The organism is Gilliamella sp. X-57, assembly GCF_057063565.1.
This window is the reverse complement of record NZ_JBXSQI010000012.1, coordinates 13417-27982: the sequence shown is the minus strand read 5'-3', so window position 1 is coordinate 27982 and position 14566 is coordinate 13417. Positions and strand designations below refer to the sequence as shown.

Annotated in this window: 13 protein-coding genes and 1 riboswitch; of the genes, 3 read left to right on the top strand and 10 right to left on the bottom strand. The window is 37.2% G+C overall.

Translation table 11 applies throughout. The features are described 5' to 3' along the window. Nucleotides 1–32: 32 nt before the first annotated feature. Nucleotides 33–923 (top strand): tRNA glutamyl-Q(34) synthetase GluQRS, encoded by an 891-nt coding sequence (gluQRS, locus tag ACYIAL_RS06765; RefSeq protein WP_483751292.1) that lies wholly within the window; start codon nt 33–35, stop codon nt 921–923. On the opposite strand, the gene moaA is transcribed toward gluQRS, so the two are convergent. The 8 genes from moaA to ACYIAL_RS06725 all read right to left on the bottom strand — a co-directional run bounded on the left by moaA (nt 903) and on the right by ACYIAL_RS06725 (nt 9892). Beyond that, on the bottom strand, nt 903–1877 hold the full coding sequence (gene moaA, locus ACYIAL_RS06760; protein ID WP_483751291.1) for a GTP 3',8-cyclase MoaA: 975 nt from the start codon (nt 1875–1877) through the stop codon (nt 903–905). The genes gluQRS and moaA overlap by 21 nt on opposite strands. Then, a riboswitch (molybdenum cofactor riboswitch) is annotated at nt 1872–1997 on the bottom strand. Its footprint overlaps the gene before it by 6 nt. A gap of 407 nt (nt 1998–2404) precedes the next feature. After that, nucleotides 2405–3508 carry a hypothetical protein gene (locus tag ACYIAL_RS06755; RefSeq protein ID WP_483751290.1) on the bottom strand — a complete coding sequence of 368 codons (1104 nt, stop codon included), beginning with the start codon at nt 3506–3508 and terminating at the stop codon, nt 2405–2407. A 787-nt stretch (nt 3509–4295) separates the two neighbouring features. Beyond that, on the bottom strand, nt 4296–5804 hold the full coding sequence (locus ACYIAL_RS06750) for a hypothetical protein (protein WP_483751289.1): 1509 nt from the start codon (nt 5802–5804) through the stop codon (nt 4296–4298). A gap of 458 nt (nt 5805–6262) precedes the next feature. Then, complete coding sequence (galU, locus tag ACYIAL_RS06745) at nt 6263–7177, bottom strand: UTP--glucose-1-phosphate uridylyltransferase GalU (protein ID WP_160430414.1); 915 nt, start codon at nt 7175–7177, stop codon at nt 6263–6265. A gap of 116 nt (nt 7178–7293) precedes the next feature. Beyond that, the gene (locus tag ACYIAL_RS06740) at nt 7294–7809 is read right to left on the bottom strand and encodes a hypothetical protein (protein ID WP_483751288.1); all 516 of its coding nucleotides are present in this window, start codon (nt 7807–7809) and stop codon (nt 7294–7296) included. A 56-nt stretch (nt 7810–7865) separates the two neighbouring features. Beyond that, nucleotides 7866–7997 carry an entericidin A/B family lipoprotein gene (locus ACYIAL_RS06735; RefSeq protein WP_202115353.1) on the bottom strand — a complete coding sequence of 44 codons (132 nt, stop codon included), beginning with the start codon at nt 7995–7997 and terminating at the stop codon, nt 7866–7868. 44 nt (nt 7998–8041) lie between these two features. Continuing rightward, nucleotides 8042–9235 (bottom strand): amino acid aminotransferase, encoded by a 1194-nt coding sequence (locus tag ACYIAL_RS06730; RefSeq protein WP_483751287.1) that lies wholly within the window; start codon nt 9233–9235, stop codon nt 8042–8044. Nucleotides 9236–9508: 273 nt separating this feature from the next. Beyond that, a complete protein-coding gene (locus ACYIAL_RS06725) occupies nt 9509–9892 on the bottom strand; it encodes a RidA family protein (protein ID WP_483751286.1) in 384 nt (127 codons plus the stop codon). Between the two features lie 188 nt (nt 9893–10080). On the opposite strand from ACYIAL_RS06725, the gene ffh reads away from it, so the two are divergent. Continuing rightward, nucleotides 10081–11448 (top strand): signal recognition particle protein, encoded by a 1368-nt coding sequence (gene ffh, locus ACYIAL_RS06720; RefSeq protein WP_160430418.1) that lies wholly within the window; start codon nt 10081–10083, stop codon nt 11446–11448. A 110-nt stretch (nt 11449–11558) separates the two neighbouring features. Here ffh and ACYIAL_RS06715 read toward each other — a convergent pair whose 3' ends face one another. Together ACYIAL_RS06715 and ispB are read right to left on the bottom strand one after the other, a co-directional pair. After that, a complete protein-coding gene (locus ACYIAL_RS06715) occupies nt 11559–12431 on the bottom strand; it encodes an EamA family transporter (protein WP_483751285.1) in 873 nt (290 codons plus the stop codon). A gap of 125 nt (nt 12432–12556) precedes the next feature. Next, nucleotides 12557–13543, bottom strand: coding sequence for an octaprenyl diphosphate synthase (gene ispB, locus ACYIAL_RS06710; protein ID WP_160430420.1), 987 nt, complete (start codon nt 13541–13543; stop codon nt 12557–12559). 154 nt (nt 13544–13697) lie between these two features. On the opposite strand from ispB, the gene ACYIAL_RS06705 reads away from it, so the two are divergent. Continuing rightward, nucleotides 13698–14525: a TonB family protein gene (locus ACYIAL_RS06705; RefSeq protein ID WP_483751284.1), complete on the top strand. Its 828-nt coding sequence runs from the start codon at nt 13698–13700 to the stop codon at nt 14523–14525. The last annotated feature ends 41 nt before the right edge of the window (nt 14526–14566 follow it).

Genomic DNA, 14566 nt, shown 5'->3' with positions numbered 1-14566 from the left:
CCTGTTTCATCTATCATTCTCAAATTAGACCTATGCATTACATCGGTCGTTTTGCCCCTTCACCATCAGGACCATTACATTTTGGTTCATTGGTAACGGCGCTGGGAAGTTATCTCCAAGCTAAATCTTGCCTCGGTAAATGGCTGGTTCGTATTGAAGATATCGACCCACCACGAGAAGTCAAAGGGGCATCATCACTAATATTAAAAACTCTTGAAGCACTAAATTTATATTGGGATGATGCAGTTTTATACCAATCATCGTGCAGTGAACGTTACCAAGCTATTTTACAAACGCTAATCGATAATCAACAAGCCTATTATTGTGATTGTACTAGACAGCGAATTCAAAGTCTGACCCATGGTATTTATGATGGTTTTTGTCGTGAACGGCATTTATCTATTAAGAATAAACAGCAATTTGCGATTCGTTTAAAACAAAATCACCCTATTTTTCAATTTACAGATCAAATTCGTGGCCTACAAACCGTTGAAAAAGCTAACGCACAAGAAGATTTTATTATTCGTCGTAAAGATGGCTTATTTGCCTATAATTTAGTGGTGGTATTAGATGATCATCAGCAAGGCATTACTGAAATTGTGCGTGGATCAGATTTATTACCGGTCACCGCTAAACAAATCTCACTGTATCAACTGTTCGGCTTTCCTGTGCCAAGCTACTGCCATTTACCGCTAGTACTGGATAACAACGGCAATAAACTATCAAAACAAAACCATGCCAACCCGATTGATTTAAACAATCTTAAAGCATTAACCGTTCAAGCTCTGCAATTTTTAGGGCAATGTGTGCCAAAAGATTGGCAAGATGCCACACAACAGCAACTTTTAGATTGGGCAATACAGCATTGGCAACTGATGAATGTACCAAAACAAAATATCCAATTATCCACCAATATAGGATAAATTAGGCGTAATACCGACATTATGAGCATGTAACAGATGTTTTTCTGGTTTGATCATTAGCGAAGAAAAGATTCTTGCGATTAATTGTTGCTTTTGCGCTGGACTTTGGAGCAAATCACGCAAATCAACGGCTGCATCACCAAACAAACAATAATGCAACTTACCTATTGATGATACACGTAATCGATTACAGTTTTTACAAAAATCTGTTGAATACGGCATAATCAGCCCAATTTTACCTTGATAGTCGCCATGGACATAAACTTTAGCTGGACCTGATAGCGGATTTTTAGATTGCAATTGCCAACCCTGTGCAATTAGCTGTGTTTCAATCAAACTACCAGACTGGTGATAACGATTAAACACATCAAGGCTTTCGCCCGTTTCCATAAGCTCAATAAAACGTAACTCTACTGGGCGACATTTAATCCACGACAAATAATCATCTAAATTATCATTCCTGTTTTTCATCAAAACGGTATTAATTTTTACTTTTTTTATACCCACTTCTAATGATCTGTCCACACATTGTATTAGTTCTTTAAGCTTATCTTGACCGGTAATTAATTTAAATAAATGCGGAGACAGACTATCAATACTAATATTGATCGCATTCAAACCTGCTTGATGCCAATGATGAATATTTTTTAATAAACGAGAACCATTGGTTGTAATGGCGAGTTCTTTCACACTGGGGTAAGCAGAGATCATCGACAAAATATCCATAAAATCACGACGCAAAGTGGGCTCGCCACCTGTTAACCGAATTTTACGCACACCAAGTTCAGTAAATGTTGCAACAACATTATTAATCTCACTGAGCGACAAAAATTTATGAGCCTTGTTGGGTCGATAACCATTGGGTAAACAGTACTGACACTGAAAATTACACAGCTCGGTAATCGACAAACGCAGATATTGAAATCGACGCTGATAATTATCAACTAATTGCATATATATTAAACACCTTATCCAAATCGGGAAGCATAGCCATTTCTGTGCTATACCGCGGCTAATCCACCATATGAATTGAAATATCACTTAGGCAAAAGAGCTTCAGAGTTTGGTTCAGTCTAGCATAGGCTATATTTTTTGACTATGAGCAAATTGATTTTTATAAAGTATCTATTTATTGAACATTTAAAAACGGTAACGCTTTTCTAAAATAACACCGTCAAAACAACAGATCCCCCTATAAAAATAGATCATTTAAAGTTTCGATTTTATTTATTTTTTAATGTTTGGATTAACTTCAAACGCTTATTGGATGGTTTTTCATTTTGTTATTGGTAGATTTTGTTTTTCATTTTAGGAAAAAGCTTTTTGCTATCTATTTGCAAAAGCGAAAACTCGTACGCTCTGTCTCCTCAATACCCCGCCTAACACGCGGGGGGCTTGGTTCTTGATGCTTGGATGGATTGTCCTTTATTTGCATCATAAGCTCAAGCACATTCTAAGGATTAAGAACTAAGCATCAAATACTAAGGAGTGGTACAAAGTCCATAGTAATTAGTGTTATTCGGCAAAGAACTGTGGTTACCAATATAACCGCCGCCCATGAACACAGTGAACTGGTAGTCAGCTCCAGCAGTGTCACTTGTCCAGTAGAAGTGGTTCTCAAAGCCCGCGCGGGTGTAAATCCCCGTATCTCCCCACTCCGCGGAGAAACCAGCGCCTATTCGACGCTGGTAATGATTACCAGTTGAGTGTGGTGTGGCACTAATAGCCCCTCTGCAATGGGGACCTGAGCCAGAACCACGACAGGCTGAATTAGTCAAGTCCTTAACCTGTACCATACGATAACCCAAACTACTACACCAAGATAATTGATTTTGAAAAGTATCGAATTTACGTCCACGGTTGACATACCACTTCTGTAACACAAATCCATATCTTACGATCTCCTCGCCACTTCTATTTTTACCCACTAACTCAAAGGTCTGCGGCAACACTATTTCATCGATTATTCTACGGGGATGAGGATTGTTTATATGAGCTCTTGCATGTTGACCGTTTAGCGTAACGCGATATTCGACATCTCCATCGCTATTAAATATTGGTCTTCTCGCCACAGTAACTGTGATCCCCCTCCCTCTAATTGGCGATTCCCATCTTAAGTCATTTGCTTCTCCTATTATGATTAAATCAAAATATAATCCATCAGCGCCCGTAGTTGGGAAATTAAGCCCGTATGATGCGGGATTGGTTGATTGAACTAGGAATCCATAATGGGGATTCCATATGTCAGCAGGACCGGCGTACCCATCTGCACCATATTTAATAACTGGTCTTACGAATTTGATAACTTCTAATGGCGACGGTGGCAGTATTATGGCATCACTACGATTACCCGCTCGCCTATTATTAGCGGGTAATGCCTGCAAACTCCATGAATACGACAATAATAACAGCACCAACGCCAGCGAGACTTTTCGAGATAATTTCGATAATAATTTAAGTGATAACTTTGAAGATATAAACGAGGTTCGTGTAAAAACTCGTCTAATGGGATTATTGGGTAAATTTAAAACATAGGTTTGCCAGTGCCTAGTGCTTGGCGACTGATGCCTAATATAGTAGTGCATTACGATTCACCTGCCAAATAAATTTATATTTTACTTCGTTTTTTTCTGTTCATCCGTTCATTAAATAAGCTACTCCCTTAAAACCGGCGAAATTATAGCCGTTTAAAGAACTCTTGGCTAGTTTTTTTAAGTTTCTGTAAAGTTTTGTTAATGGTGCTTAAATTCAACTCTCGGTTGAAGTGAATTTCTATAGGGTAGATTTATTTAATTAAAATATGTAGTTAGATTTTTGGGGGAATAAATAGCAACATTGACAATGTCCAAGCTATGGAGGATCAGCAAATCCCCTTAGTAATCTCGCGCTTGGCTACAGAATGAGGCCTACTTATATTTAATCTTATCATCCTGATACTCGCATCTTCGCTTTGCTCAAATGTTCAAATTTGTTCTTGACAAAACATAAGCACGCCAAATTTCCTTATGTGGCGTGCTTAATCTCACCGAGGAGTCGGCGGGATTAATGGTTATATTGACTTTTTGAAGCTATAAAAATAGCGTATTTTTCTATAAAAACACGAAGATATCTGATTGAGATTATTACGATAATTTTAAGTAACTCAATCATTTTTTGAGTGTTTTTTATTATTGCGGTGGTTTTTAGATGCTTTTAGCTTTATTTTTTATGTTGAATGGATAGGCTTTTATTGCTATTGAGCAGCAAAAGCGCATTATCCGTTAATATAAACTGATCGGTTGCCCCCAAGCTGGGGCAATTTGTCTTTAATTACTTAACGTAAATTAAATACATATTATTCCATCTGTAGTTCAAGGATTAAGTGCTAAAAATTTAAGGATAGACACACATTCCGTACGCAGTTTCGTTAGAATTTCTAGTTTTAACCTGACCTCCAACCGCGGTAACAACAAGCTTTTTACCCTCTACTACATCGCTTGTCCAATATGCATTATCAGAAGGTAAACCTACTAAATCCATGTATTCTGTCATGTAACCCCACTCGCTAAGCAAGCCACCACCAATTCGTCGATGGTAATGGTTTCTAGCCGATGATGGTTTAGCGCCTTGGCAACTGCTGTGTAAACCTGTACAGTTTGCATTGGTGACATCTTTCACCTGCATAACCCTATAACCTAATGTCTTACACCAGTTTTCATGTGATGAGAATAAATTAAATCTATCTCCGCGATTGACAAACCACTTTTGTAATTCAAATCCATATTTAATCACTGATTTGCCACTGCTATCGTAACCGACTAATTCAAATTTCTGAGGTAAGTCTGGTTTGCTAATTGCGTTTCGATTTCCGTTCACCTTTGGACCGGTTAGTGTGATTCGCACACTGCTACCTGCCGAATTGGGTCTCATTTTGGCGGTTATACCTGCCTGAGTGATAGTTGGCCAAGTCAGTGGACCACTACCTTCTATGTATAAATCGAAAAATATACCATTAATACCTGTGGTCGGGAAGTTACCAGATGCGATAAAGCCTTTATCTGGATTCCACATACCGGCCGGACCTGCGAACTGATGTACGTCTAACCTTAGATCACCCGCCTTAATGTAGCAAACTTTAGGAGTTAAGACTGGAGTGATAAAGTAACTTACTGTACTTTTGCCGAAAGTGCTGCTATTAGGCACGCCATACTGTGTCTTTAACATGCCACCAGTACTACTTAACACCACTTTATAAGGTGCTCCGCAAATATCTAAGACATGACTGCGACTAACTTTTTGGTTATATCTATCTGTGAAGCTAATACTTAAGCTACCAGTTGCAGTTACACCATTTTCTCCCTGTCCATCACCATCATCATCACCCCAGAAGTTATAGGAGGAATTAATTAGTTCTTTTAATTCTATTGAGTCTTTTGATGCTGGTACAAACATGCCAACATTCGCTAAAGTTTCTTCTGCATTGGGTAAGACTATCGGTTTTTTCGCAGTTGAAGTATTATTTGCAGGCGTAATTGTTGTGCCATCAGATAACGTAATACTTAACAGATCTTCGGTCGTAGTGGCTTTAGTTTTTCCGCCATCAAACGTTAAATAAGGTGCTGAACCTTGAATTATATTTGTTGTAACAGCCGATAACGCCTGTGTATTTAATGAATACGACAATAGCAATGACAAGGTAGATAAACAAGATAATGAGCGTTTAGTTAATAATAATCGTTGCTTTAGGGTGAAGCATAGCCACTTGTTAACTATTAACAAGTATTTACGACAATCTTGTGTGTATCTATTAAGTGAGTTGGGGGTACAAATAATGCCTGAAGAGTATTTAGAAATAGTTAAAGCATAATGTTGCCACATTTGATAAAAAAAGTTGTACTGCATAACATCCTATACATCAAGTTTTTTCTTGATAAATCATTTTTTTATAGTCATTTTCCCATAAATTGGGGGTAATTAATTGTAAGGGCAGAAGTATAACGTTAAAAAAAAATTTAGCTACCCTTTTTTGTAAAAATTATTTTAAATAAAATTTAAAATTAAATAACAAATATTCGAAAACACTTTATACCAATTCTATTTATGTTTTTTAATAATCGGGAACAAATAAAAGAAATAATAGAAATAATAGAAGAATAGTTAACCACTGATACTACTAACGTATGTTATCAAGCATTAAATAACCTGACGTTAATTGAATATAACACAAAAATATCAGCCTAATTTTCTGATTGGAAAGTTTACTACCGATGGGGATTTATATGGCCTACAAATAGAATAAGAGCATACTAATAAAAAGAACGCACACTGCGCCCTTTTTATTATTGTTTAATTTGTTAAAACTAGAGCGTCTTTAACCACGCTTTAACATCGCTACCTAAGATTTTGTGGCGCATTGCGTATTGAACAAAGGTTTGTACATAACCGAGTTTATTACCACAGTCGTGGCTACAACCTTTGATGCAATAGGCATCAACGCAATCTTCTTCAAGTAACATAGCAATTGCGTCGGTCAATTGTATTTCACCTCCCGCACCTAATGGGGTTTTGGCAAGTAGGGGCCAAATTTTTTCAGATAGAACATAACGTCCAACCACAGATTGGTTTGATGGCGCTTCTTCAACTGATGGTTTTTCAACAACGCTGTACATTTGTGTAACATTACCTGCAGATAGCGCTTCACCACGACAATCAACAATACCGTAAGAAGAAACTAATTCTTTTGGCACTGGCTCAACCATGATTTGGCTATGTTTGGTTTCATGGTAATTTTTGATCATTGCGGCTAAATTATCGCTGGTAAGGTCACTTTGGTATTCATCAATAATCACATCAGGTAAAACAACAGCAAACGGTTCATCGCCAACTAAAGGATAAGCACATAATACCGCATGACCAAGCCCTTTAGCCAAACCTTGGCGGACGCTAGTTATTGTGACATGTTTAGGTAAAATGCCTTGTACTTCTTGCAATAATTGGCGTTTAACACGCGCTTCTAACATGGCTTCTAATTCAAAACTGGTATCGAAATGGTTTTCAATTGAGTTTTTTGATGAGTGGGTTACAAAAATAATCTCAGTTATGCCAGCTGCAATACACTCTTTAACCACATATTGAATAAGTGGTTTGTCAACAATAGGGAGCATCTCTTTAGGAATTGCTTTAGTTGCAGGTAACATGCGCGTTCCCAAACCAGCAACAGGAATAACCGCTTTTTTGACTTTTCTACTTGTTGAACTTTCTAAATTTGGTGTCATTTTATTTCCTTAACACAATTAACTAATAATGGAGCTATAGGCACCGTTACTACGGTGACCATTAACAAATGTATTTTTGACTCGCACTGACTTTTATATATGAGTAATTCAGCCACTCATTTTTGTGCCTGTCTAATAATTGATAAATCGTTAGATTCAATTAGCAAAGGATTATCCCTATCTTTGGCTAAAGAATCAATAGCGATATAAACGATTTGGCAATTGTGTAACACGGCTTGTCTTACTACGAATTTGGCTTTACGGTCTCGCGCTTCTTTTTGAGCTTTACTGATATAAAGGTCATCGTATCCATCATCATATAAAGAAGCCCTTTCGAACAAATTTGGTGTTCGCCAAAATGTTTCTTTGGGATAATCTCGCACCAAAATTTGATCAGTTAATTTACCTTTTATTCCAGCATAATGACTTGGTAAATGTTTGCTTGCTCGGCTCTGGGCAATATAAACATGTTGATAATTTTGTGTATTTGAGGGGAGTTTATTTAATAAAAATTCAAGACCTGATAGGTTTGAATACTGGCAATTTTCCAGCGTTAAAGGTGCAGTTCGATAGTTTAACGAACCGCACCCAATAAGTAAAAACAATGTAACTATAGACAAAATACGTAACATTTTTACTCTAAAAATAGTTAAAAAGCGAAAATATTGCTAGACATATATAACCTTAGTTACATTTTATCACTCACTTTTTCGGCAGTATGTGAAATGGCCTTTCCGCCAGATTCAACATCTTGACCAACACCTTTAACGGTGTTACACCCAACAACTAAAGTTGTCATTACTATACCTAATATTAACATTAACACTTTATGGAACATAAAATATACTCCTTTTAGTAACATGTTTATTTTAATGTAGCAAATGCTTCTGCCACACGGTAGATATTATGGTGATTTAAACCCGCTACACACATCCTTCCGCTGCCCACCAAATAAACAGCAAAATTATCTTTCAATTGTGTAACTTGCTCTTTATTAAAACCGGTATAACTGAACATGCCTCGCTGTTTAACCAAATAATCAAAATTACGATCAGGTACAGCTTTTTTTAATAATTCAACCAAAGTTGATCGCATGGTTACAATGCGATTTTTCATTGATTCGACTTCTTTAAACCATTGCGCTTTAAGCTCAGGATGATTTAATACATAACTAACTAACTGCGCACCATAAGCTGATGGACTTGAATAATTCTGGCGAACGGTAGCTTGTAACTGTCCTAATACGCACCCAGCGACTTGACTGTTATCACATAAAACAGATAATCCACCAACACGTTCACCATAGAGTGAAAATGTTTTCGAAAATGAGTTACTGACAAATCCACACAATCCGGTGTCTGCCATTTTTCGAATCGCATAGGCATCATCGTCAATACTTTCGCCAAAACCTTGATAAGCAATATCCATAAATGGAATAAGATCACGGGCCTTTAACACCTCGATCACTTTATCCCACTGCGTATGTGTTAAATCAGCCCCTGTTGGGTTATGGCAGCAAGGATGAAGTAACACAATGCTTTTAGCCGGTAGTTGATTTAATGTTTCAAGCATTGCTTCAAATTTTACGCCACAAGTTTGCTCATCAAAATAGGGATATTTGTTTACCTTAAACCCGGCACCGCTAAAAATAGCGATATGATTTTCCCATGTTGGATCGCTGACCCATACTTCAGATTTTGGGAAATAGCGAAATAAAAAATCAGCCCCTATTTTAAGAGCACCTGAACCACCTAACGTTTGTATCGTTGCGATACGTTTATCTTTATAAGCCGAATGATCTTCACCAAATAATAGAGACTGAATTGATTGGCAATACGCAGGCAAACCACTCATTGGCAAATATAGCTGTGCACCTTGATTGAGATGATAAATATCATCACGAGCAGTTTTTATACACTGCAATTGGGGAACCACGCTATTTTCATCATAATAATAACCAATACTTAAATTCGTTTTATTATCTCGGCTATCATTCATAAACTCAGCGACTAACGATAAAATGGGATCCCCTGCATACGATTCTACTTTTTCAAACATGTTCACAATCCATTTGGCACAAAAAACAACAATAAATATTTGTAGATTATTACACCAACTTTATTGGCAATCAATCATTAAATAACAGTTTAACAATAAATAATTAATTTGATTTTTGGTTAGAAAGTGGCTGTATTTTTGATAGTAAAAAGTAATAGATGAGATAACTAAAAATATAATGTGTTTTAACCTGTTTTTTATATTAAAACGTAGGGTTTCCTGAAACTTTTTGACAAAAATTAGCACCTTTTGGTGCTAATCAGGTAAGCAAATTTATTTAGCAGCAATGACTTCAATTTCGACTTTAGCATCTTTAGGAATTCGAGCAACTTGCACGCAAGAGCGAGCAGGGAAAGAGGCATTATTTTCAGTAAAAAATGCTTCGTATACCGCATTTACCGCAGCAAAATCATTCATATCAGCTAAAAAAATAGTTGTTTTTACGATATTACTGACTTGATAACCTGCCGCTGTGACAATCGCTTTAACATTGGCTAAACTTTGTTTGGCTTGTTCTTTCACACAACTTGGTATGTCACCTGTGGCAGGATCGAGTGGGATTTGTCCTGAGGCAAATAACATATTACCTAAATCGATGGCCTGAACATAAGGCCCAATAGCGGCTGGCGCTTTATCAGTACTAATTATTTTTGCCATATTCAATGTTCTCCTTTTTAATCTATGCTGTTTTAATTACCAAAATGGTCAATGTGTGCACTGTCTATCTTTCCTCATTTGAACAGGAACATTAATTAGTGTCAAGTCGGCGCAAAATTATGATCGTGGGACTTATTGAAATTTTCTGATATGATAATTACAATTTTTTATTTATTACGAGAGTTAATATGTTCGAGAATTTAACCGACCGTTTATCACAGACATTCCGCAATATCAGTGGTCGTGGACGACTATCTGAAGACAATATTAAAGATGCGTTGCGCGATGTGCGTATGGCATTACTCGAAGCTGATGTTGCCCTGCCTGTGGTTCGTGAATTTATTAATCAAGTTAAAGAAAAAGCTGTTGGATTAGATGTCAGCAAGAGTCTAACACCAGGTCAAGAATTTATCAAAATAGTTCAAGATGAACTCACAAGTGCAATGGGGGAAGTCAATAGTTCACTCAATTTGGCAACCCAACCACCAGCAGTGATGTTAATGGCAGGGTTACAAGGTGCCGGTAAAACAACCAGTGTTGCTAAACTGGCTAAATTTCTAAAAGAAAAACAGAAAAAGAAAGTGCTAGTAGTGTCTGCCGATGTTTATCGACCTGCTGCAATTAAACAGTTAGAAACACTGGCTAAAGCGATTGATGTTGAGTTTTTTCCATCTGATATTACTGAAAAACCGGTCAGTATTGTAAATAAAGCTATTTCTCATGCAAAATTACAATTCTTTGATGTACTTATTGTCGATACTGCGGGTCGTTTGCATGTTGATAACGACATGATGGATGAAATCAAAGCGCTTCATCAAGCCATTAATCCAATTGAGACATTATTTGTGGTCGACGCCATGACCGGGCAAGATGCAGCCAATACGGCTAAAGCATTCAATGATGCTTTGCCACTTACCGGTGTAATTTTAACCAAAGTTGATGGTGATGCGCGTGGTGGTGCGGCGCTATCCATTCGGCATATTACTGGTAAGCCGATAAAATTCTTAGGAATGGGGGAAAAAACTGACGCTTTAGAGCCGTTTTACCCCGATCGCATTGCTTCGCGCATCTTAGGTATGGGTGATGTGCTCTCTTTGATTGAAGAATTACAGCATAATGTTGATCGCGAAAAAGCAGAGAAAATCGCCAAAAAACTGAAAAAAGGCGATAAGTTCGATTTTAATGACTTTCAAGAACAACTCAAGCAGATGCGTAATATGGGCGGAATGGGTGCAATGCTTGCTAAATTACCAGGTATTGGGCAACTTCCTGATCATATCAAAGCGCAGATGGATGATAAAATCACCATCAAAATGGAAGCTATCATTGGCTCAATGACATTAAAAGAACGCGCTAATCCTGAAATCATTAAAGGATCACGCAAACGCCGTATTGCAAAAGGTTCAGGCACTCAAGTGCAAGATGTCAACAAACTCTTAAAACAGTTTGAAGATATGCAAAAGATGATGAAGAAAATGAAAGGCGGTGGCATGATGAAGATGATGCGTCAAATGAAAGGATTAATGGGCGGAGGTATGGGATTCCCTCCTCGTTAAATCATCACAGCCTGTTTCAACTAAAATAAGTGATAGCAATCTATCACTATCACTTTTCCGCAATATTATCGCGCTTATAAACAGCGCGATAATATTTCCCATTGACAAATTTAATTGCTTGGTTTAATCGATTTAACCTTTGTTGGTCTGCTCATTGTAAGTACTGTACCTATCGATGATATAATAATAAACACAATGGCTAGCCACTGATAGTGGGTTAACTGTTCATGCAAAACAATGAATCCAGAAAGTGCGGCAAAAACAGGTGATAAACTCATTAATGTACTAAATGTCTGCGCCGGTAATTTGGGTAGTGCAATCATATCCAAACCATAAGGAATGGCCGATGCTAATAGCGAAACCACAAAAATCAGTGGTAGTAATTCCAACGAGAACAGGGCACTGCCAGTTTGCCAGATGCCGATAGGAAATAAAAAACACGAAGCAATAACCGATCCAATCGCTACACTTGCTGGACCATAAATATCACTCGCTTTGCGTCCAAATAAAATATAACATGCCCAACCACTTCCCGCGAATAGCGCAAATAAAATACCCATTGGATCTAAATTACTTGATGCTTGAGTTAGTGGTAAAAGCATAGCTAGCCCCATAATTGCAATACCTAACCAAATAAAATCAAGCACTTTTTGTGAAGCGCACATCGCCACCATAATCGGTCCGGTCAGTTCAATGGCAACAGCAATACCAAGCGGAATTCTAGAGATTGCGTTATAAAACGCTAAATTCATGCAACCAATTGAAATACCATATAAAAATATATATTTCAGGGCTTGTTTTGTCATTGCTTTACGCCACGGTTTGAAGATTAACACTAACATAATTGCCGAAAAAAATAATCGCCACGCTGTCATTCCCTCTGGCCCTAACACCGGAAATAGATATTTGGCTATAGACGCACTGCCTTGAACCGAAATCATCGAAATAAAAATTAACAAAACAGGCCAAGACCTTTTTAGCATAAATAATTACCTTAATTGAAGTTTGAAGTTGTTGTATATAAAACTCATGACAAGAAGTTTCAGGAAACCATGTGTTTGAGTATAAAAAACACATGGTTTTATTGATTTATTGGCTCATTGGTGAATTAGTTTTCTCTTTTTACTGATAATAAGGCAAGATCTTGTAACGCTTGTTTATAAGGTGAATCAGGTAAAATTGCAATAACGTCAAATGCTTTTTGCGCTTCTTTTTGAGCGGTTTGTAACGTAAAATCGAGCGAACCACATTCATCCATAATTTGCAAAATGCGATCTAATAATTGTCGACCATTACCTTGCTCTATGGCTTGACGAATTAATGCTGCATCTTGGGCATTTTTAGTGTGGTGCATAGCATGTAATAGCGGTAAAGTAGGTTTACCTTCATTGAGATCATCTCCTAAATTTTTACCTAATTTTTCATTACTATCGCCACTATAATCAAGCAAATCATCGATGATTTGAAAGGCGGTCCCTAAAAATTTGCCATATTCTTGTAAAGCGAGTTCTTGCTGCGCATTAGCTCCAGCTAGAACCGCAGCCGAATGCGAGGTTGCCTCAAATAAACGTGCTGTTTTGCGATAAATCACCTCTAAATATTGTTCTTTGGTGATATCAGGATCGTTACAATTAATTAACTGTTGTACTTCGCCTTCAGCAATCACATTGGTTGCCGCCGACATAATGGTCAATACTTTAAAAGATTCGGTACGCACCATCATTTGAAAAGAGCGCGTATATATATAATCGCCAACCAGTACGCTTGCGGCATTGCCAAAAAGTGCATTAGCGGTTGATTTGCCACGGCGTAAATCTGATTCATCAACAACATCATCATGCAATAAGGTCGCTGTATGAATAAATTCAATAAAAGCCGCGGTAATAATATGTTTATCACCTTGATAGTTGAGCGCTTTGGCAATTAACAACGCGATTACTGGACGTATGCGCTTTCCACCACTGCTAATGATGTAATTGCCTAACTGATTTATCAAAGCCACATCAGAACTGAGTTCTGCTTGTATTGCTTGATTCACTTTGATTAAATCTTCTTTAACAAGATCGAGTATTTGATTCATTGATGCAGTATTCATCAGCCTAACCATTATAAATAACAGATATTTACTTTCTATTATCTGATAAATATCATGATGCAACAAGGTGTGATCTATCATATTTCAAAAAACACTACAAATGATAAGCATTTTCATTTAGAATACTGACCTTAAGTTAAAAATGATTATTATTATGAAGATTAACTTTGATATAGACATCGATAATGCCAAGGTCCCTTTGTGTCCGACGAAAAAACAACCTATAAATGCCTATGCATGTACATCGGTATCTATACTGTCACATCTTGTCTTATTTGCACTGATCTTTAGTTCCGCCTTGTTTGCTAAAAATATTGTTGTTGATGAAGGTGATAATTCAATTAAAGCTATTATGGTCGATATCTCGCAATTGGCTGCACCAAAGCAATCATTAGTAGAAAATACCCCCGAAATTCAAGGCGTGGAAAATAGCGAACGGATCGATAACAAACCAATCGAAGAAATTCCCGTTGAACCTGTTATTGAGCCTGAAGTTGTTAAAGAAGAACAGCCTGAACCTATTCTCGAAAAAATCCCCGATAACACTACTGTTGAGCCCAAAAAGGAAATTGTCGTCAAAAAAGAACCAAAACAAAAGAAAAAGCGCCCTCCTGCTCAAAAAGCATCACGTCAACAAGTGAGACAAGAAGTGATTAGCGACAACGTTGCTAATACTGCTGTAGCACCGCAGATTTCAGATAATCGTCAATATTCTGGTAATCCTTCGCCAATTCGGCGCAACCAACCTGAATATCCACGCCGAGCACTGGATATGCGTTTAGAGGGTTATGTAGTTGCGCTATTTGATGTAAACAGTGATGGGCGAGTTGAAAATATTCGAATTATAGAAGCAAAGCCTAATAATATCTTTAATCGTTCCGTGATTAATGCCATGAAAACATGGAAATATAAGCCAATTGCGGCCAAAGACTTGAAAATAAAAATTATTTTTAACCGCGATAAATCAATTAGTTTGAACTAATAACAAGTGATATAGACAGCAATAAAAGAGCCATAATTTCT